This window comes from Mesorhizobium monacense (genome assembly GCF_056781675.1).
In genome coordinates, this window is sequence record NZ_CM165567.1 from 6,299,973 (window position 1) to 6,319,459 (window position 19,487).

At 61.1% G+C, this 19,487-nt stretch carries 14 protein-coding genes and 1 pseudogene; 14 read left to right on the plus strand and 1 reads right to left on the minus strand.

The features are described from left to right. Positions 1 to 80 precede the first annotated feature (80 nt). Positions 81 to 5,597 (plus strand): trifunctional serine/threonine-protein kinase/ATP-binding protein/sensor histidine kinase, encoded by a 5,517-nt coding sequence (locus AC1RUK_RS30220; protein ID WP_481840322.1) that lies wholly within the window; start codon positions 81 to 83, stop codon positions 5,595 to 5,597. On the opposite strand, the pseudogene AC1RUK_RS30225 reads toward AC1RUK_RS30220, so the two are convergent. Then, a pseudogene (locus tag AC1RUK_RS30225) lies at positions 5,557 to 5,841 on the minus strand (response regulator transcription factor); the annotation flags it as partial. The gene AC1RUK_RS30220 and the pseudogene AC1RUK_RS30225 overlap by 41 nt on opposite strands. A gap of 345 nt (positions 5,842 to 6,186) precedes the next feature. Between AC1RUK_RS30225 and AC1RUK_RS30230 the strand changes: the two are divergent. The 13 genes from AC1RUK_RS30230 (at position 6,187) to sdhD (ending at position 19,481) form a co-directional block, all read left to right on the plus strand. After that, entirely contained in the window at positions 6,187 to 6,825 is a 639-nt protein-coding gene (locus AC1RUK_RS30230) for a response regulator transcription factor (protein ID WP_481837698.1), read from the plus strand. Positions 6,826 to 6,968: 143 nt separating this feature from the next. Further along, complete coding sequence (locus AC1RUK_RS30235) at positions 6,969 to 8,594, plus strand: glucoamylase family protein (RefSeq protein ID WP_481840157.1); 1,626 nt, start codon at positions 6,969 to 6,971, stop codon at positions 8,592 to 8,594. A gap of 688 nt (positions 8,595 to 9,282) precedes the next feature. After that, positions 9,283 to 9,837 (plus strand): helix-turn-helix domain-containing protein, encoded by a 555-nt coding sequence (locus AC1RUK_RS30240; protein ID WP_481837696.1) that lies wholly within the window; start codon positions 9,283 to 9,285, stop codon positions 9,835 to 9,837. Positions 9,838 to 10,005: 168 nt separating this feature from the next. Continuing rightward, complete coding sequence (locus AC1RUK_RS30245) at positions 10,006 to 11,718, plus strand: thiamine pyrophosphate-dependent enzyme (protein WP_481837695.1); 1,713 nt, start codon at positions 10,006 to 10,008, stop codon at positions 11,716 to 11,718. Beyond that, positions 11,688 to 13,103, plus strand: coding sequence for a threonine/serine exporter family protein (locus tag AC1RUK_RS30250; RefSeq protein WP_481837694.1), 1,416 nt, complete (start codon positions 11,688 to 11,690; stop codon positions 13,101 to 13,103). The genes AC1RUK_RS30245 and AC1RUK_RS30250 overlap by 31 nt, the downstream gene beginning before the upstream one ends. A 229-nt stretch (positions 13,104 to 13,332) precedes the next feature. Beyond that, on the plus strand, positions 13,333 to 14,373 hold the full coding sequence (locus AC1RUK_RS30255) for a heme o synthase (RefSeq protein ID WP_481837693.1): 1,041 nt from the start codon (positions 13,333 to 13,335) through the stop codon (positions 14,371 to 14,373). Then, a complete protein-coding gene (gene cyoA / locus AC1RUK_RS30260; RefSeq protein WP_481837692.1) occupies positions 14,324 to 15,253 on the plus strand; it encodes a ubiquinol oxidase subunit II in 930 nt (309 codons plus the stop codon). Before AC1RUK_RS30255 ends, cyoA begins: the two co-directional genes overlap by 50 nt. 2 nt (positions 15,254 to 15,255) lie before the next feature. Beyond that, entirely contained in the window at positions 15,256 to 17,235 is a 1,980-nt protein-coding gene (gene cyoB / locus AC1RUK_RS30265; RefSeq protein ID WP_481839354.1) for a cytochrome o ubiquinol oxidase subunit I, read from the plus strand. After that, positions 17,232 to 17,858 carry a cytochrome o ubiquinol oxidase subunit III gene (gene cyoC / locus AC1RUK_RS30270; protein ID WP_481837691.1) on the plus strand — a complete coding sequence of 209 codons (627 nt, stop codon included), beginning with the start codon at positions 17,232 to 17,234 and terminating at the stop codon, positions 17,856 to 17,858. The genes cyoB and cyoC overlap by 4 nt, the downstream gene beginning before the upstream one ends. Further along, positions 17,855 to 18,247 carry a cytochrome o ubiquinol oxidase subunit IV gene (cyoD, locus tag AC1RUK_RS30275; protein ID WP_481837690.1) on the plus strand — a complete coding sequence of 131 codons (393 nt, stop codon included), beginning with the start codon at positions 17,855 to 17,857 and terminating at the stop codon, positions 18,245 to 18,247. The genes cyoC and cyoD overlap by 4 nt, the downstream gene beginning before the upstream one ends. An 83-nt stretch (positions 18,248 to 18,330) precedes the next feature. Next, positions 18,331 to 18,657 carry a succinate dehydrogenase assembly factor 2 gene (locus AC1RUK_RS30280; protein WP_481837689.1) on the plus strand — a complete coding sequence of 109 codons (327 nt, stop codon included), beginning with the start codon at positions 18,331 to 18,333 and terminating at the stop codon, positions 18,655 to 18,657. Between the two features lie 17 nt (positions 18,658 to 18,674). Next, entirely contained in the window at positions 18,675 to 19,055 is a 381-nt protein-coding gene (gene sdhC, locus AC1RUK_RS30285) for a succinate dehydrogenase, cytochrome b556 subunit (RefSeq protein WP_481837688.1), read from the plus strand. 9 nt (positions 19,056 to 19,064) lie between these two features. Continuing rightward, entirely contained in the window at positions 19,065 to 19,481 is a 417-nt protein-coding gene (gene sdhD / locus AC1RUK_RS30290) for a succinate dehydrogenase, hydrophobic membrane anchor protein (protein ID WP_481837687.1), read from the plus strand. Positions 19,482 to 19,487: the final 6 nt, after the last annotated feature.

Sequence of the window (19,487 nt, forward strand, 5' to 3'; positions counted from 1 at the left end):
CTGAGACCGATTGGGAGGACGGGGAGTTCGTCCTGTCCCGTGACCTGCAGGATGGCGAATCCCTGCCTCTTCTCGCAGCTATGCCTTCATCGGCGAAGTCCTCGCCTGAAACCCTCGCGCGGCTGCAGCACGCCTATGCGCTGAGGGATGAACTCGACCCTGCCTGGGCAGTCCGCCCCTTGAGGCTCGAGCTTCACCAAGGGCGGCTTACGCTCTTGAGCGAGGACCCCGGCGGCGAGCCCCTGTTGCGGCTCCTGGGGCGGCCTTGGGACATTACGGCGTTTCTACGCCTGGCCATCGGCGCGGCTACGGCGCTTGGTCAGCTTCACCGGCGTGGCCTCATCCATAAGGACATCAAGCCGGCGAATATGCTGGTGAATTCCGTCACCGGCCAGGTCTGGCTCATGGGCTTTGGCATCGCCTCGCGTCTCCCACGCGAGCGCCAGGACCCCGCGCCGCCGGAGGTGATCGCGGGGACACTTGCCTACATGGCCCCCGAACAGACGGGCCGGATGAACCGATCGATCGATTTCCGCAGCGATCTCTATGCCCTTGGGGTCACCCTCTACGAGACGCTGACGGGCGAACTTCCCTTCACCGCCTCCGATTCGATGGGATGGGTACACTGCCACATTGCCCGCCAACCGCCGCCGCCCGACGAGCGGGTATCGGGCATCCCCGGGCAGGTCTCGGCGATGGTGATGAAGCTTCTCGCTAAGACGGCCGAGGATCGCTACCAGACCGCCGCCGGACTCTCGGTCGATCTGCGCAAATGCCTTGCCGAATGGCAGTCGCATCGTCGCATAGAGCCGTTCCCGCTCGGCGTTAACGATGTGTCGGACCGACTGATGACGCCGGAGACGCTCTACGGCCGGGAGAATGAGATCGGGACGCTGCTTGGCGCCTTCGACCGGGTCGTGGCGAATGGGGCAACAGAGCTTGTGCTCGTGTCCGGGTACGCTGGCATCGGCAAGTCTTCGGTGGTGAACGAACTCCAGAAGGCGCTCGTTCCGCCGCGTGGCCTGTTTGCGTCGGGCAAGTTCGACCAGTTCAAGCGCGACATTCCGTATGCCACCCTGGCGCAAGCCTTCCGGACCCTCGTGCGGCCTCTTCTCGGAGAGAGCGGGGCCGAGTTGGAGCGATGGAAGGGCTCCCTGAGCAAGGCGCTAGGCCCGAACGGCCAGCTTATCGTCAACCTCATTCCCGAGATCGAACTCATTATCGGAACGCAGCCGCCTGTCGCGGACTTGCCTCCGCAGGACGCCAAGAATCGCTTTCAGATGGTTTTCCGGCGCTTCCTCAGCGTGTTTGCGCGCAAAGAGCACCCCTTGGCGCTGTTCCTCGACGATTTGCAATGGCTGGATGTGGCGACGCTCGACCTCTTCGAACACCTGGTCACTCATCCGGAGGTGCGGCATCTGCTGCTGGTCGGGGCCTACCGTGACAACGAGGTCGGCCCAGCGCATCCGCTCATGCGGACGCTCGGCGAGATACGCGAGGCGGGAGCAAGGATCGAGGAGATCGTGCTGACGCCTCTGGAACTCGACGATATTGGCCGGCTCGTCACGGACGCGGTGCATTGCGAGCCGGAACGCGCGAGACCACTGGCGCAACTGGTGCACAAGAAGACTAGAGGCAATCCATTCTTTGCGATCCAGTTCCTGATGGCGCTGAACCAGGATGAGCTCCTCGTGTTCGACCCGGTCGCGCCAGCCTGGCGGTGGGACATCAATCGCATCCGCGCCAGGAGTTACACAGAAAACGTCGCGGCTCTCCTGGTCGAAAAGATAAAGCGGCTCTCCGTACCCACCCAGGAAGCGATGAAACACCTCGCCTGCCTCGGCGACGTCGCCGAGATCGCCACGCTGAGCCTGGTCTACGAGGAAACCGAGGAGGCGATGCACGCAGCGCTCTGGGAGGCCGTCTGCGCAGGTCTCGTCCTGCGGCGGGAGACCGCTTACACGTTCCTACACGATCGGATCCAGCAGGCGGCCTATTCATTGATCCCAGAAGAGCGCCGTGCCGACGTCCACTTGCGACTGGGCCGCGCGCTGCTTGCGAGTATGACGACGGACCAACTCACCGAGCATTTGTTCGATGTCGCGAGCCAGTTCAGTCGAGGCGCCGCACGGCTGATCGACCGGAACGAGAAAGCGCAAGTGGCGGCGATCGATCTGCGTGCCGGACGAAAAGCAAAAGACTCAGCGGCTTATGAGTCAGCATGCCTATATCTCGAGGCGGGCATGGCGCTGTTGGACGAGAGGAGCTGGAGTAGCCGGTACGAGTTGACGTTCGGCCTGTGGCTCGCAGGCGCGCAGTGCCATCTTCTGAGCGGCAACTTCGAAAGGGCCGAACAACTGATAGGGGAGTTGCTGGCGCGCGCGGCCTCGAATGTCGACCATGTCGCCGCCTATCACCTCAGGGTCCAGTTGAATACAGTGAAGGGAGAATACCCTGAAGCCGTGGACAATGCGCTCACGTGCCTGGCCTTATTCGGCATCGACCTGCCGGCACACCCGAGTTGGGAAGAGGTCCAGTCTGAATACGAGACTGTCTGGCGGAGTCTCAATGGGCGGACGATCGATCGTCTGATCGATCTGCCTTTGATGACCGATCCAGAACTGCAGGGTGCGATGCAAGTATTCTCGATCCTTGCCGAAGTCAGCTACTTTTCCGACTTCCATTTGTTTTGCATGCTCATCTGCCGGATGGTGAATATCAGCGTTCGGCACGGCGTGAGCGGCGCTTCGGCGCACGGCTTTGCTTATTTTGGGTGGATCCTTGGACCGGCCTTTCATCGTTACCAAGAGGGCTACCGCCTCGGAAGGCTCGCCTGTGACCTGATCGAGAAGCACGGCTTCATCATGTACAAGGCAAAGGTTTACCACGATATGGGACTCGTCAGCGTCTGGACGCAGCCGATCACAAGCGTGATCGAACTCCGTCGGGCGGGTACTCGCACTGCCACCGAAACAGGCGATCTGACGTATGCCTGCTACAATATGCACCATTCCGTCACGGCCCTTCTCCTGCGGAACGACCCGCTCGAAGTGGTCTGGCGCGAGTCGGAGATGGCGTTGAATTTCGCGCGATCAACGAAGTTCCGCGATGTCGCGGATCTCATCGTGAGCCAACAACGCTTCGTCGCGACGATGCTGGGTCGAACCGCGGCGTTCTCTACCTTCAGCGATGTGCAATTCGACGAGGCAACGTTCGAAGCCCAACTAACAGCCGACCGGATGAGCCAGATGACTTGCCTGTACTGGATCCTCAAGCTGAAGGCACGATTTTTATCAGGCGACTACGCCGAAGCGCTGGCAGCGGCCGACAAGGCGCGAGCGGTGCTTTGGGGGGCAGCCGCCCAGATCTATTTGCTCGACTATTCCTACTACTCCGCGCTGACCGTGGCGGCGCTCTTCGAGAAGGCTTCGGCCAACGAACAGCAGGCGTGGCGCGACCTCCTGACGGCGCACCAGGAGCAACTGCGCGAATGGGCCGACAACTATCCACCGACGTTCGCCGACAAGCACGCGCTCGTGTCAGCCGAGATCGCACGCCTGGATGGGCGAGATGCCGATGCAATGCGCTTGTACGAGCAGGCGATTCAGTCGGCTCGGGAGAACGGTTTTGTCCAGAACGAAGCGCTGGCCCTGGAGGTGGCCGCGTGGTTTTATGCAGCGCGAGGTTTCGAGCGGTTTGCGCACGTCTATCTGCGGGACGCCCGGCACTGCTATCTCCAATGGGGCGCGCTCGGCAAGGTCAAGCAACTCGAGGAACGCTACCCGCACTTGCAGGAGGAAGGTGTCTCGATCTCACGCGCCACGACCATTGGCGCGCCCGTCGCGCAGCTGGACGTCGAGACGGCGGTCAAGGCTTCGCAGACCGTGTCGGGTGAGATTGTCCTCGAAAATCTGATTAGGACACTCATGGTGCTCGCAGTTGAGCACGCGGGCGCTGAACGAGGCCTGCTGATCCTGCCTCGGGGTGATCAGTTACGGGTCGAGGCGGAGGCGACTACCGGTAGAGAGGGTGTGACCGTGCGTCTGTTGAACGGCGATACAGCCGGGATGCCGGAGGCGCTCGTTCGCTATGTAATGCGCACCCAGGAAACCGTAATTCTCGATGATGTATCATCTCAGAATCCGTTTTCTAGCGATCTCTACATCGTTCAGCGTTCCTCCCGTTCCATTCTCTGTCTACCACTGATTAACCAGGCCAAGCTCGCCGGCATTCTCTATCTTGAAAACAATCTGACCCGACACGTCTTCACTCCTGACCGCGTCACTGTGTTGAAGGTGCTTGCGTCGCAAGCAGCAATCTCGCTCGAGAATTCGCGGCTTTATCGCGATCTCGAAGATCGCGAAGGGAAGATTCGACGCCTCGTCGACTCCAACATCATCGGCGTCTTCGTCGGGGACTTCGATGGTCGGATTCTCGAGACCAATGACGCGTTTCTCCAAATCGTCGGCTACGACCGTGAGGACCTTGCGGCGGGCCGCATCAACTGGAAGGATCTGACCCCCCAGGACTGGCGCGAGCGCGACGCCCAATGGATCGAAGAGCACAAACGGGTTGGAGTGCGGCTGCCGATCGAGAAGGAATACTTCCGGAAAGACGGCAGCCGCGTCCCCATTCTGCTGGGCTCAGCGACCTTCGAAGAGGGAGGAGACCAATCTGTGGCCTTTGTGCTCGATTTGACAGAGCGCAAACGGGCGGAAGAGGCACTCCGCGAGCTGGAGTCAGACCTCGCCCACATGAGCCGCCTGAGCGTAATGGGGGAACTGACCGCCTCGCTGGCCCACGAAATCATGCACCCGATTGCCGCGTCGCGAAACAATGCACTTGCCGCCCTCAATTTTCTAGGCAAGCAACCGCCAGACCTGGACGAAGTCGGCGACGCGCTTCACTCTATTGTGGGCGATGCTGATCGAGCCGGAGATATCGTCGACCGCATCCGTGACCAGATCAAGAAATCGCCTCCCCGAAAGTCCCGTTTCGATCTGAACGAGGCGATCAACGAGGTGATTGTATTGACGCGAAGCGCATTCGCCAAGAATCGCGTCTCGGTCCAGACTCGCCTGACGGAGGCGCTGTTTCCCGTCGAGGGGGATCGTGTCCAACTGCAACAAGTTGTGCTGAACCTGATCCTGAACGCGGTCGAGGCAATGAGCACAGTCGAAGCGGGACCACGGGAGTTGTCGATCGGCGCCGAGCAGACCCAGACCGGTGACGTTCTCGTGTCCGTGCGCGATTCAGGGCCGGGCATTGATCCGGACCATTTCGATCACGTTTTCGACGCTTTCTACACCACGAAGTCCAGCGGAGTTGGGATGGGGCTGTCGATCTCCCGATCGATTATCAAAGCGCATGGGGGCCGGCTGTGGGCTGACAGCAATGCACCGCGCGGGGCCGTACTTCGGTTCTCCTTGCCCGGCGCAGGCAACGAACTCACGACTTCTCGTCGCTCGGCCGACCGGACTGGACAGCTTCACGAAGACACCGTATCAGATGGCGCTCGTCAAACGGCTTACGAAGGTAACAAACAACCCCATCGTTCAACGCGCGGGCCTGGTCGACGTCGTTGGGATAGGCCGTAACGAGGATCGTTGGAATCGCATGACCCGCCTCGATGAGCTGGTCATAGAGTTCGAGTCCGGTCATCGCTGGCATATTGACGTCAGCGATCAGGCAGACGGTTTCGGCGAGACGAGGCGATGCAAGGAAATCGCTTGCCGACGAGAAGGCCGCGACGTCGTAGCCAAGCGATCTCATGAGCCTCCTCATGGATTCGCGAAAGAAATGATCGTCCTCGACGACCGAGATTAACGACGCCACCGGCATATGTGCTCCGGAAGTGCGCACGAAACTGCGACGCGGGCGCTCCGACAACACCGCCGCACCCGCTTGCGATGGGTCAGCCTGCGCCCAAGGTGATGGTGGAGCAATACCAGCGTTTGTAAATTTTGGCTTATGCCTGGACGCGATATCCGCTGTTTATGCGGCAGGATGCCCACCAGGCGGATCGTAGAGCGCATAAACTTTGGTTTACGCCCGCGCGCACGCTGGAGGGAAAATGAGACTGTTCACGACCATCGGTCGGGATTAAGTTTGCGGCGGAGGAGCCACGCGAACTTGCAAACCGAGACAAAGGCTCATTTGCCCGCCCTTTGATCGTGAGCAGCATTGATGTCGGACGCGAACGCTACCATCCTGGTCATCGACGATGATGCCGCCCTGCGAGCCTCGATCGGTCGTTTGTTGCGATCGCTCGACCTGGAGGCCCGGCTGTTTGCCTCAATCCCGGAGTTTCTCGAGGCAGATCCGCCGACCGGTCCCACTTGCCTGGTGCTCGACGTCAGATTGCCGGGCCGAAGCGGCCTTGATCTTCAACGTCAGCTCGCCATGGCGAACCGGGACATCCCAATCATCTTCATCACAGGCCATGGCGACATTGCCATGTCGGTGCAGGCGATGAAGGGCGGTGCCATTGAGTTCCTGACCAAACCGTTCCGCGACCAGGAGCTCCTCGATGCCATTGAACTCGGCCTGTCTCGCGATCGTGCGCGGCGGGAGAATGAAGAGGTTCTGGTCGTTCTCAGGGAGCGGTTCGCGTCGCTGAGCCCCAGGGAGCGCGAGATCATGATCCACGTCGCGCGTGGTCGCCTCAGCAAACAGATTGCCGGCGATATTGGCATCGCCGAAGCAACGGTGAAGGTGCACCGCAGCCGTCTGATGCGAAAGATGAAGGCCAATTCGCTTCTCGCGCTCAGCCGAATGGCCGAAAAACTGCAAGTTGTACCCGACGAAGAGCCGCGACACGGCTGAGCCGAGGCCGCACCAGCAACTGCGATCCTGCCGACATTCGATCTCCCGTCCATCATTTGTAAGCCAAAGTTCAGCGCGGCGAAACCATTACGCTACTCCGCGCCACCCCCGTGCAATAGATCGCGGCATGCCAAATCATCACAATGCAAGTCGCTGCGGCCGAGACCACGTTTCGTCTCTCCCTGAGAGCCAGCGCACGAAACTCGCCCCGGCTAGTGCGGAATGTTTGTCGAGGATTCGATATGGACAGGCTGTACAGCGAGGCTGCAGACGTTTCATCTCCGATCGGTCTCGAGAGCACGACGTCCCACGCGCTCAGAGTGGAGAGCGACTGGCAGTCTCCCGGCCACGCAGCGAAGTCGCATGGCCTTGGCGGCGCGCTCTTCGCCGCAGCCGCGCTCGAAGCGCCGCCCAGAATCTCCATCGGCCGCAAGCACGGTGCCCCTCGCTCTGACGCGTCTTTGGAAGAGATCCTCGACATCGTACAGCGACAGACGCTCCGATATTTCTGGGATTTTGGCCATCCGACGAGCGGTCTTGCGCGAGAGCGGAGCAACGCGACACCGCATGTCGTCGCGACCGGCGGTTCAGGCTTCGGCGTCATGGCCATCCTTGCTGGCGTGGAGCGTGGATGGATCGGCCGGCAAGCGGCTCTCGATCGCCTCATTACAATGGTGTGCTTTCTCGGCGAGGCGGAGCGCCACCACGGTGCCTTTCCTCACTGGATGGATGGCGACAGCGGCCGCACCATTCCCTTCAGTGACCGCGACGACGGCGGCGACATCGTCGAGACGGCATATTTGATGGTAGGGCTCCTTTCGGTGCGGCAGTATTTCCGAGGCACGGAAGCCAAGGAGCGCGTCTTGCGCAGCCTTATCGACACGCTGTGGCGGGACGTCGAATGGGACTGGTTCACCCGCGGCTCCGACTCGCTCTTTTGGCATTGGAGTCCGGTGCACGAGTGGGCGATGGACCACGCGATCCACGGCTGGAACGAGTGCCTGATCGCATTCGTCCTAGCCGCGTCGGCGCCATGGCATCCGATCGAGCCGAGCGTCTATCACCGCGGCTGGACGGCGGGCCATGCCTTCGCCAATGGCCGAAGCTTTGACGGCGTACTGCTCCCTCTCGGGCCCGATCATGGCGGCCCCCTTTTCTTCGCGCACTATTCCTTCCTGGGCCTCGACCCGAGGCTGCTCCGGGACCGCTACGCCGACTATTGGCAGCAGAACGTCGCCTATACGCGCATCAACCGGGCGCACTGCGTCCGCAACCCCGGGAAATTCGAAGGCTATAGCGCGGAGTGTTGGGGGCTAACTGCGAGTGACAGCATCGATGGCTACGTGGCACACGCTCCCGATCGGGACCACGGCGTGATTGCTCCCACCGGTGCGCTCGGCTCCTTCCCCTATGCCCCGGCGGAGTGCAAGCAGGCGCTGCGCCACTTCGCTTCGCGAGGGGACCGGCTCTGGGGCGAGTACGGATTCAGGGACGCGTTCAGCCCGGCGATGGATTGGTACGCGGACTCCTATCTCGCCATCGATCAGGGGCCGATCGTGCTCATGATCGAGAACTACCGGAGCGGGCTCCTGTGGCGGCTGTTCATGAGCTGTCCGGAGATCCAGCTCGGTCTCGCGAAGCTCGGTTTTCTCCACAGGCGGAAGCTGTCGCAGCGATGTCACGAAAAAAATGAGGAGCGAGTTGGGACAATGCATTCCTCGCCGAAGATCTGGCGAGCATCTACGCGCTCCAGCGCTTGTTCAGGCTGATCGCCGCGAGATGGCCTGGAGAAGCGGTATGCGCGTCGTCGATGGGAACGGGCCGTCGGACCTTTCAGCCGATCGGGCATTACGCGCTGCCTCTTTGAGGCTGCCAAAAGCGAGCTTGAGCATGATTAGGAGGCGGCAAAGACGTCGCTGGCTGCCGCGTCATCCATGCTCCAGTCGGAGATCAAGCGCAGTTCGGGCGCTAAAGGCTCCAGAATGGGTGGCGGGTTGGCAGATAGCGCGTGTTCCATCCTTCATCGCCGGACCTATACCGGACATTCACGCAGAGTGGCCTCAGTGCCGTCGCACGGCGAAGCAGGGCGCACTTCCCACGCTTGTTCAAACAAACGTTCGGAGAACAGCGCATGTTTATTTTGTGAGGCGACGGCTTGAGGAAGCCTGTCGTAGCGGAAAGCTGCAACTGGTGGTCGAAGCGTCGCAACACTGCTGAGCTGAAGCCGAACCGGCAATGGTGGCCCTACCGGCATTCGAGCGCCCTTTTATTCCCGTGTAAGCCAAAGTTCAGCGCACCGAAACCATGACGCTACTCCGCGCCACCCGCGTGCAATAGATCGCGGCATTCCAAACCATCACACTGCAAGTCGCGCGGCGAGACCGTGTTTGTCTCTCTTTGAGAGCCAGCACACGAAATTCGTCCCGGCTGGTGCGGAATGTTTGTCGAGGGTTCGATATGGACAGGCTGTACAACGCGACTGCAGACGTTTCGTCTCCGATCGATCTCGAGTTTGGTTGCCTGGCAAACAGTCTCGTGCTGCTTCTTGAAGCAGCCAAAAGCGAGATCGAGCACAACCATGAGGCGGCAAAGACATCGCTGTCCGCTGCGGCATCCATGCTCCAGTCGGAGATCGAGCGCCGTTCAGGTGCAAAAAGTTCCGGCACGGGTGGATTGGCGGGTTGGCAGATAGCGCGTGTCCGATCCTTTATCGAGCGGAACCTGCACCGAACCATTCACGCGAGTGATCTCAGCGCCGTTGCGCGGCGGAGCACGGCGCACTTTTCCCGCTCATTCAAACAGGCGTTCGGAGAGCCGCCGCACGCCTACATTGTCAGGCGACGGCTCGAGGAAGCCTGTCACCTGATGCTGACCAGCCCAGCTTCGCTGAGCGAAATCGCTCTGACCGTAGGCTTCTCCGACCAAGCACATTTGTCCAAGCTTTTCCGGCATGCGTTTGGCCAAAGCCCGGCCAACTGGCGGCGCGAGCGCGAGACCCTTTGGCGCCGCTGACCTGCATGCGCGCGCAAATAATCGCGTCTCATAGCCGTGCGCGGAGTTAGGCGTCTTCGCCGAACTATCGTAGCAATCCGAGACAAGTCCTCGCAGCCCGAACCAAGATCGGGCGGGAGGGACGCCACATGTTGAGACCTTGAAACGATCTCACAGGTGTTAGGCGGCATGAGCAAACAGGTAGCAGACATCATTGTTGAAACGCTGCAGAGCGCCGGCGTTGAACATTGTTACGGCGTCGTGGGCGACACGCTCAATTTGATCGCGCGTTCACTCGAGCGAAGCAAGATCGAGTGGGTGTCGGTGAGGCACGAGGAGGCCGGTGCCTTCGCGGCGCAGGCCGAAGCACAGCTGACGGGTCACTTGACGGCTGTCGCCGGAAGTTGCGGCCCCGGCAGCCTGCATTTCATCAACGGGATTTTTGAAGCCAACCGAAACCGTGCGCCCGTCATTCTCATTGCAAGCCAGATCATTCGCGACGAGCTGGGCTTCGATTTCATCCAGGAAGTCGATTTCAAGCAGATCTACCAAAGCTGCAGCGTCTTCTGCGACATGATCTATACGGCGGAGCAGGCGCGGCGCAAAACCGTCATTGCCTGTCAGACCGCCTTGTCGAAGCGGGGCGTTGCCGTTCTCATCGTGCCGGCGGACGTTTCTGCGTCAACGGTGGCCGATGATATCCCGTACGCAGTTCATGTTTCCGACCCCGTTGTTCGTCCGAGCGATGGTGATCTCGACGAAATCGCGGGGATACTCAACAAAAGCGGGAACCTTGCCATCTATGGCGGTTCCGGCTGCCAGGGAGCGCGCCAGGAAATTTTGGCCGTTGCCGAGAAGCTGAAAGCCCCGATCGCTCATACTTCGCGCGGGAAAGACTTCCTCGAGTTCGACAATCCCTTCAACATCGGCATGACCGGAATGCTCGGCAACGAGGCCGGCTATCACGCCTTGCTCGACTGCGACACGCTGCTGCTCCTGGGGGCGGATTTTGCCTGGCGGCAGTTCTATCCCGACAAGGCGAAGATTGTTCAAATAGATATCGACCCGACACATCTCGGGCGACGGCATCCGATCACAAAGGGTGTTGTTGGCGACGTGAGAGCAACCCTGGAAGCGTTGCTGCCGAAGTTGGTCGAGCGCTCTGACCCCTCCTTCCGCGACCAGTACGTGCGGCGCTACGCCAAAGCCAGGCAATCGGAAAAGACGAAGGCTGTCGCGGGTCACGGCGGCTGTATCCCCGGAACCTATCTTACCGAGGCGATCAACCGCCATGCGGCGAAGGACGCAGTATTTTCTGCCGACGATGGCACGCCCGCCGCCTGGCTTGTACGCTACATCGAAACCAATGGTCAGCGCCGCACGTTTGCCAGTCTGCTACATGGAACCATGGCGGGCGGCTTGCCGTCGGCCCTTGGATTACAAAAGTCCCAGCCAGGCCGCCAGGTAATCTGTCTGGCCGGCGATGGCGGGCTCTCAATGCTTTTCGGTGACCTGATGACCGTGATCCAGGAACAATTGCCGATCAAGATTGCGGTCTATGATAACGGCAAGCTCGGCTTCGTGGAGATCGAGCAGAAGGCCGAGGGAATGCTGGATACGTTCACACGGCTGAAAAACCCGAACTTTGGCGAAGTCGCGCGAGCTCTGGGCTTCTGGGGCCAGACGGTTTCCAAGGCGGACGAACTTGAAGCGAGCGTCAAAGACTGGCTTGCGCAACCGGGGCCCGCACTGCTGCACGTGCACGTCAGTCCCTTGCAGCTCGTGATCCCACCATTCATGGCTGCGGCACCAACTGTTGGCATGGCGCTCTATTCGGCTCGCGCCGTTTTGCACGGTCGGGGAGGGGATGTTTGGGAAATGGTGAAGGAAAACTTCCTCTGACCGGCAGTGACCTGTCGGACGTCCGCCGCACAGGCGGACTGCCTCTGGGCACCAAATCCAGTACATCGCGGCAAACCGACGTGACAAGCCCTATCGCACCACTGCCACCGGATGGCGCGTCTACAACCCGCGAAGTTGCACTTGACACAATTGCGCTGGCGGCGGCGCTTCTGTTCGAGCACGGGCAGACGTCCGAACAGACGGTTGTTGCCGCTGAACGGCTCGGGCACGCCCTGTATGTGGAGGTCAGGGTGTTGCCGGAGTGGGGCGAGATTGCCGTCGAGATCGCCGGCGCGCCGCTGTCGCAGATTGCCCCGGCCACGCCTCTCGGCGTCGACCTCGGCAAGGTGCTTGCCGTCATGACGCTAGTGGACCAGGTCTGCGATCGCCGCTTGCCTCTCGAGGCGGTGCGTGCCGCCCTCTCGGCGGTGAGAACTTTGCCTTCGGTTTCGACGTTGCGCTTCGTTCTCTTCGCGGCCATCGGCGCTGCGTCGATGGGTGTCATCTTCGGCGCGCTGGACGTTGTGAGCCTGCTGCTGATTGCGGCGAGCGCGGGAGCAGGTGCGCTCGCCCGCCGCAAACTGGCAGCGCTTTCACGCAATCCCTTCATCCAACCGCTTTGCGCAGCTGCTATTGCCGGCATCGTGGCGGCCGCCGCTGACCGCTTGCAGCTGTCCGACGCGCAATCCCTCGTCGCGCTCTGCCCGTGCATGATACTGGTTCCCGGCCCACACCTCCTCAATGGCGCGATCGACTTGGCACGGACGCGCATCGCGCTGGGCAGCGCCCGCTTGGTCTACGCGGGAGTCGTCGTCCTCACAATCTGCACTGGCCTGTTTGCCGGTCTGGCCGCCGGCGGCGCAACTCTTCAGGGCTCCGGATCATCCCTGCCAGTGCCCCTCGCTGCCGATGTAATCTCCGCGGGTTGCGCGGTCGCCGCATTCGCCACGTTCTTTTCCATGCCATGGCGCCTGCTGCCATTCCCGATGGTCGTCGGCATGCTCGCGCATGGCGCGCGCTGGGCGATGATCTCGCTCGCAGGATTTCATGTCGCAACCGCAGCGCTGGTTGCGTCTTTCCTCGCCGGACTTATGGTCACACCGGTCGCGAACCGTCTACGCCTGCCCTTTGCGGCCCTTGGCTTTTCGGCGGTTGTCTCAATGATGCCAGGCTTCTACCTGTTTCATGCAGCGGAAGACTTGGTCCAGCTGGTCTCGAGTGGGTCGCAGGCCTCGGCAACTCTGCTCACGAGCTGCGTCGTGAATGGAGCAACGGCCTTCCTGATCATTCTGGCGATGACCGTCGGGCTCATCGTACCGCGCATGCTGCTCGGGCACTTCCTGCTGCCCACAACATCGGGAACCAGCGGACAATATCCGCGATAATATAGTCCCTCGACGCCTGAATATAACGCCCGCCGTCAATGTCGGCGAGACGCTCTACTTCGAGCGCCGAATAACGCGTCCCCTTGCGAATTCTTTGAGCACGATCACCCTAGCTCCAGCAGCACCATACAAGCGCGGCGCGCCCCGAAAAGGCAACTTAGCAAGACGACGGCATCAAGAAGATTGCGATGCCAAAACGACAGATCTTTCGCGCAGAGGACTATCGGAAATGGCGATCACAGCCGCTCTCCGCTCCCGCCTAACCTTGTCTTCGAAGGTCGGTCCCATAGCATCGTCACATCGCGCCTCCTCTCTGATCGAGCGCTGGCGCTTGCCCGATTTCCTCAGGCTCATGAAGCCGCGCGTGATGGTGCTCGCTGTCTTCACTGCGGTGGTTGGGATGATCATCGCGCCGGGCGACCTGGATCCGCTCCGCGCCTTTGCAGGGGTTATCGCGATCGCTACGGGCGCTGGTGCGGCCGGCATGCTCAACATGTGGTACGACGCCGATATCGACGCCGTCATGGCGCGCACGGCAATGCGGCCGATTCCCCGCGGCAAGATCTCGCGGCGCGTGGCGCTCGTAGTCGGGGTTGTGCTCGCCGGCGGCTCCGTCGGGCTGCTTGGCTGGGTGGCCAATGTCATGGCGGCGGCGCTGCTCGCCGGTGCAATCCTCTTCTACATCGTTGTGTACACAGCATGGCTGAAGCGGCTCACTTCCCAGAACATCGTCATCGGCGGCGCCGCTGGGGCACTTCCGCCGGTCATCGGATGGGCTGCAGCGACGGGCCAAATCGGGCTCGAGCCGCTGGTCCTGTTCCTCATCATCTTCCTCTGGACGCCGCCGCATTTCTGGGCCCTGGCCCTCAATCGCTCTGATGAATATGCGCGTGCTGGCGTACCGATGCTGCCGGTCGTCGCAGGGCGGGCCGCGACGACGCGGCAGATACTGATCTACTGCGCGCTCTTGGTTGCGGCTTCCGTGCTGCCGTGGGCGCTTGGGTTCGCAGGCCCGATCTATGGTGTGGCGGCCATGGCATGCGGAGCAATTCTTGTCGTGCTCGCAATCCAGTTGCGCAGAAGCGACGCGGCCGACCGCCGCACTCCTCGCCGCCTGTTCGTGTTCTCCATCTTCTACTTGTTCGTGTTGTTTGCGGCACTCCTGGCCGATCACGCCAATCAAGCACTGCACTCTACGCCGGCGTCCAGTTCCCGGACTGATGCCGGAACTGCAGGCACTTCCATCACCACCGGCACAGATGAGGTTTGATATGAGGCTCTGGTTGCTCGCTGCTGGCTTGATCGGCGCCGTGACACTCGGGGGCTGTTCGGAAGGCGTGCTCAATCCACAAGGACCTATTGCCTCTGCCGAGCGGCAGATCCTGTTCAACTCGCTCGGCATCATGCTGGCGATCGTGATCCCGACGATCCTCGCCACGCTCGGAGTCGCCTTCTGGTTTCGTTCGTCGAACTGGCGCGCTCACTACACGCCCGATTTCGAGTATTCGGGCCGTCTCGAGTTGCTCGTCTGGTCTATCCCCATCATGACGGTGATCTTGGTCGGTGGCGTCGCCTGGATCGGCTCATACGACCTCGATCCGCGAAAGCCGATTGCCTCTGACGTGAGGCCAGTCAGGGTTCAGGTGGTCTCACTCGACTGGAAATGGCTGTTCATCTATCCCGACCAGGGCCTCGCAAGCGTCAATCAATTGACCATCCCGGTTGGCGCGCCGGTCAGCTTCGAGCTCACCTCCTCGGGCGTGATGAACAGCTTCTTCGTGCCGCAGCTCGGTGGCCAGATCTACACCATGGCGGGGATGGTGACGCGCCTTCACCTACAGGCCGACCACGCTGGAACGTACCGGGGGCTGTCGGCCAATTTCAGTGGCGACGGCTTTGCGGACATGCGGTTTTCCGTCGATGCGGTGTCCCCCACAGCCTTTTCGCAGTGGGTGAAAGCAACTCGCGACGCCGGTCCAATGCTCGACGCGCAAGCCTATGCCGACTTGGCCAGGCCAAGTGAAGCGGTTGCGCCTTTCACGTACCGCGACGTCGCTCCCGATCTGTTCAACCACATCCAGAGCTTCGCTGCGCAGCCGAATGATCCCTCGCGGCTCGCAGACCAGACATCACAGAGGACAGTCAAATGAACCTGCTTGGCAAGCTCGACTGGAGCGCCATTCCCTTCGACCAGCCGATCATCATGGGCACAGGGGCTGTCGTGGTCCTGGCCATAGTCGCCATCCTGGCGTGGATCACGCTGAAAGGATATGTCCCGTATCTCTGGCGCGAATGGATCACGTCCGTGGACCACAAGCGCATCGGCGTCATGTACTTCCTGCTGGCGCTGGTCATGCTGCTGCGCGGATTCGCCGATGGGATCATGATGCGGGGGCAACAGGCGGTCGCCGCCGGCGGCGCCCCGGGGTACCTGCCTCCGGAGCATTTCGATCAGATATTCTCGGCACACGGCACGATCATGATCTTTTTCGTGGCGATGCCGTTTGTGATCGGGCTGATGAACTTCATTGTGCCGCTGCAGCTTGGCGTCCGCGATGTCGCCTTCCCGACGCTGAACTCGGTGAGCTTCTGGCTGACGGCGTCTGGCGTCCTGCTGATCAACGTCTCCCTCGTTGTCGGCGAGTTCGCCAAGACGGGGTGGGTCGCCTATCCGCCGCTCAGCGAGCTGCAATTCTCGCCTGGCGTCGGCGTCGACTACTATCTTTGGTCACTGCAGATCTCCGGCGTCGGCACTCTGCTGACGGGAATCAATTTCGTCACCACGATCCTGAAATTGCGGGCACCCGGAATGGGCTACATGCGCATGCCCGTCTTCTGCTGGACCGCGCTCGCCAGCAACCTGCTGATTGTCGCGGCTTTTCCTGCGTTGACCGCGACTTTGGCGATGCTGCTGCTCGACCGCTACCTCGGCTTTCACTTTTTCACAGTCGACGCCGGCGGCAACGCGATGATGTACGTGAACCTGTTCTGGGTGTGGGGTCATCCCGAGGTCTATATCCTGATCCTGCCGGCGTTCGGCATCTTTTCGGAGGTGAGCGCGACCTTCTCCGGCAAGCCGCTGTTCGGCTACCGCTCGATGGTCGCTGCGACGATGGTGATCACCATTCTGGCCTACACTGTCTGGCTGCACCACTTTTTCACCATGGGCGCCAGCGCCAACGTCAACGCCTTCTTTGGCGTCATGAGTATGGTCATCGGGGTGCCGACGGGCGTGAAGATCTTCAACTGGCTGTTCACCATGTACGGCGGGCGCGTGCGATTCACGGTACCAGTCCTATGGACCATCGGCTTCATGGTGTCGTTTGTCCTCGGCGGCTTGACCGGCGTGCTGCTGGCCGTGCCCCCAGTTGATTTCCAAATGCACAACAGCTTGTTCCTGGTCGCTCATTTCCATCACGTCATCATTCCCGGCGTCCTGTTCGGCGTGATGGCCGGCTACAATTACTGGTTCCCCAAGGCCTTCGGCTTCAAGCTCGAGGAACGCTGGGGTAGGCGCTCGTTCTGGTGCTGGTTCATCGGCTTTCATCTCGCCTTCATGCCGCTCTATGTGGTGGGTCTGATGGGAATGACCCGCCGCATGCAGCACTACGACAACGTGGCCTGGCAGCCATGGCTGGTCGTGGCGGCCATTGGCGCCGTCATTATCCTGGCCGGGATTGTTTGCCAGATCATTCAGCTTGTTGTCTCGATCCGCAATCGCGACATGCTTCGTGTGACCGGGGATCCCTGGAATGGCCGCACGCTGGAATGGTCCACAACGTCGCCGCCGCCGGCCTGGAACTTTGCGGTCCTGCCACATGTGGCCGAGCGCGACACCTACTGGGTCGCGAAGCAACGCGCAAACGCACAGCAAGCTCAACCAGCGCCACCGCGCCAGTACGAGCCGATCGAAGTGCCAAAGAACAGCGCTGTCGGGTTCGTCAACGCCTTCTTTGCCGTCGTCATAGGTTTCGCATTGATTTGGCACATCTGGTGGATGGCAGGGCTGGGCCTGATCGGCACGTTCCTGACGATCCTGATCTTCGCCTTCCGCGATGAGGACGAGACCGAGGTGTCGGCAGCGCAGGTTGCGCAATTCGATCGGGTTCACCAGGCGGAGGTCGCGATATGAATGTCACCGTTGCCGTTGAGGCTGGCGAAGCGCTGCCGAGCGCAAGCGAAGCCGGTCCGGCCCCCAAGCGCGTTGTCGTTGCTTACGGCTTCTGGATCTTCCTGCTGAGCGACATCGTGATGTTCTCGGTGCTCTTTGCCGGCTACGCCGTCTTGCGGCATGCCACCGCGGGCGGACCGACCGGCGCCGAACTGTTCAATCAGGGCAGGGTCGCCATCGAAACTGCTTGCCTTCTGGCGTCGAGCTATACGTGCGGATTGATGGCATTGGCGGTCGGTTCGCGAAACCGCTTTGGCACGTATGTCGGCGCTTTGCTGACATTCGCGCTCGGCGCCGCGTTCCTCGCTCTCGAGTTCCACGAATTCGCCGACATGATCGCACATGGCGCGGGCCCGCAACGCAGCGCATTTCTCTCGTCGTTCTTCGCTCTCGTCGGCTGTCACGGAGTGCACGTCGCCGCTGGACTGATCTGGCTGGCGGTGATGATGGCGCAGGTCGCGTTGAAAGGGTTTCGCCCCCCCGTACTGCGTCGGCTTCAGTGCTTTTCGCTCTTCTGGCACGCGCTCGACATCGTTTGGGTCGGGCTGTTCACGGTCGTCTATCTGATGGGAGCTACCCCATGACAACAAGTTTCAATCGCGCGCCTGGCGACCAGTCGATAGCGACCGACCAGGAAGAGCCAGTCTCCTCGGGCGTGCTCGTCTACACGATCGGGCTGCTTCTCGCGGTGATCCTGACAGCCCTGTCGTTCTGGGTGGCCAACACATCACTGCTCTGGGCTGCCGGAATTCCCCTCGGCCTGGCTGTGCTCGCGATCGCCCAGATGGGTATTCACCTGGTGTTCTTCCTGCACATCACGACCGGCCCGGACAACACCAACAACGTGCTGGCGCTCGCGTTTGGCGTGCTCATCGTCCTGCTGGTGATGGCGGGTTCGTTGGTGATCATGGCCGATCTCAATGACGGGATGATGCCGTCAGCCGACCTGATGGATCTGCATATGCAGCACTGAGCAGCGTGGCATGCAGCCTCGGTCTCGGCGGCTATAGGCGGGCCTGTAAGACTAGTCCTCAATTCAGCAAAGGGCGTTCAGATATGAATAGTCACGTCTCATATGCATCACAGCGTGGAGATCTGGACGTCCGAAGCAAGCGAGTGTTGTTCCGCTGCTGGCACCGGGGAACGCAAGAAAGCGATCTCATCCTCGGTTCGTTTGCAGAGCAGTCCATCGATAAATTAGACGAAGCTCAACTCTGTCGGCTCGAAGCACTGCTCGATTGCACCGACGCTGATCTGTTCGACTGGATCTTGGGCAACACACCGGCGCCGGCCGAACATGATCATGACGTGATGCGCATGCTGCGCGGCTTCTGCGGAGCACGCCATCAAAGGCCCCTGCAGAACCGACAGCATCCAATCTGACAATCAAGGAGTACATCATGGAACGGCCGCTATCGCCCTTTATGTTCCCGACCTGGTACCGTTTCCAGATCACTTCGGCGCTGTCGATCCTGCACAGGCTTACGGGGATCGCTCTGGCAGTGGGATCAATCCTGCTCGCCTGGTGGCTGGTCAGCGTGGCGGCCGGGGGCGAATCCTTCGCCCGGACCCATGCCTTCATCGCCTCTCCAATCGGATTGTTGTTGTTGTTTGGCTGGTCGATCGCCTTCTTCTACCATTTGTGCAACGGCGTTCGTCACCTAGCCTGGGATGCCGGCTACGGCTTTGAACTCCGCAGCGCTTACCGCAGCGGCTACGGGGTCTTGGCAGCGACGGTTGTGCTGACCCTGATCACCTGGCTCTACGTGGTTCTGGCCTAGGAGGACTCGATGACAAAGTCTTCGTCTTCAGCCGATTCAACCGCACTGCGCGATGCGACAGTGCTCCGGCGCGTGAACCAGCTTGGCAGCGCGCGTGACGGGCTGCAGGAATGGCGCATGCAGCGTTTGACGGCGCTAGCGCTAATTCCACTCGGTCTGTACTTCGCCGCGTCAGTTCTTTGGCTCGCCACGTCCGACCGAACGACTGCAGCCGCCTGGCTTGCGTCACCCGTGCCGGCATTGCTCGTCATCCTTTTCGTATTTGCCGGAATCACCCACGCGCTGATCGGTATCCGTTCGGTGCTTCTTGACTATGTGCACACGCGGGCCCGCCGGCTTGCAGCAGAGCTGCTCATCCGGGCGGCAGCGGTAATTCTCGCAGCTGCGAGTGTTCTCGCCGTCCTCAAGCTTTTTCTCGGTCACTAGGAGCTC

What these genes read in the sequence shown, in the direction of transcription:
- AC1RUK_RS30220 (WP_481840322.1), top strand. Translation starts at nt 81, where the DNA reads ATGCCTTCATCGGCGAAGTCCTCGCCTGAAACCCTCGCGCGGCTGCAG.
- AC1RUK_RS30230 (WP_481837698.1), top strand. Translation starts at nt 6,187, where the DNA reads ATGTCGGACGCGAACGCTACCATCCTGGTCATCGACGATGATGCCGCC.
- AC1RUK_RS30235 (WP_481840157.1), top strand. Translation starts at nt 6,969, where the DNA reads ATGCAAGTCGCTGCGGCCGAGACCACGTTTCGTCTCTCCCTGAGAGCC.
- AC1RUK_RS30240 (WP_481837696.1), top strand. Translation starts at nt 9,283, where the DNA reads ATGGACAGGCTGTACAACGCGACTGCAGACGTTTCGTCTCCGATCGAT.
- AC1RUK_RS30245 (WP_481837695.1), top strand. Translation starts at nt 10,006, where the DNA reads ATGAGCAAACAGGTAGCAGACATCATTGTTGAAACGCTGCAGAGCGCC.
- AC1RUK_RS30255 (WP_481837693.1), top strand. Translation starts at nt 13,333, where the DNA reads ATGGCGATCACAGCCGCTCTCCGCTCCCGCCTAACCTTGTCTTCGAAG.
- cyoA (WP_481837692.1), top strand. Translation starts at nt 14,324, where the DNA reads ATGCCGGAACTGCAGGCACTTCCATCACCACCGGCACAGATGAGGTTT.
- cyoC (WP_481837691.1), top strand. Translation starts at nt 17,232, where the DNA reads ATGAATGTCACCGTTGCCGTTGAGGCTGGCGAAGCGCTGCCGAGCGCA.
- cyoD (WP_481837690.1), top strand. Translation starts at nt 17,855, where the DNA reads ATGACAACAAGTTTCAATCGCGCGCCTGGCGACCAGTCGATAGCGACC.
- AC1RUK_RS30280 (WP_481837689.1), top strand. Translation starts at nt 18,331, where the DNA reads ATGAATAGTCACGTCTCATATGCATCACAGCGTGGAGATCTGGACGTC.
- sdhC (WP_481837688.1), top strand. Translation starts at nt 18,675, where the DNA reads ATGGAACGGCCGCTATCGCCCTTTATGTTCCCGACCTGGTACCGTTTC.
- sdhD (WP_481837687.1), top strand. Translation starts at nt 19,065, where the DNA reads ATGACAAAGTCTTCGTCTTCAGCCGATTCAACCGCACTGCGCGATGCG.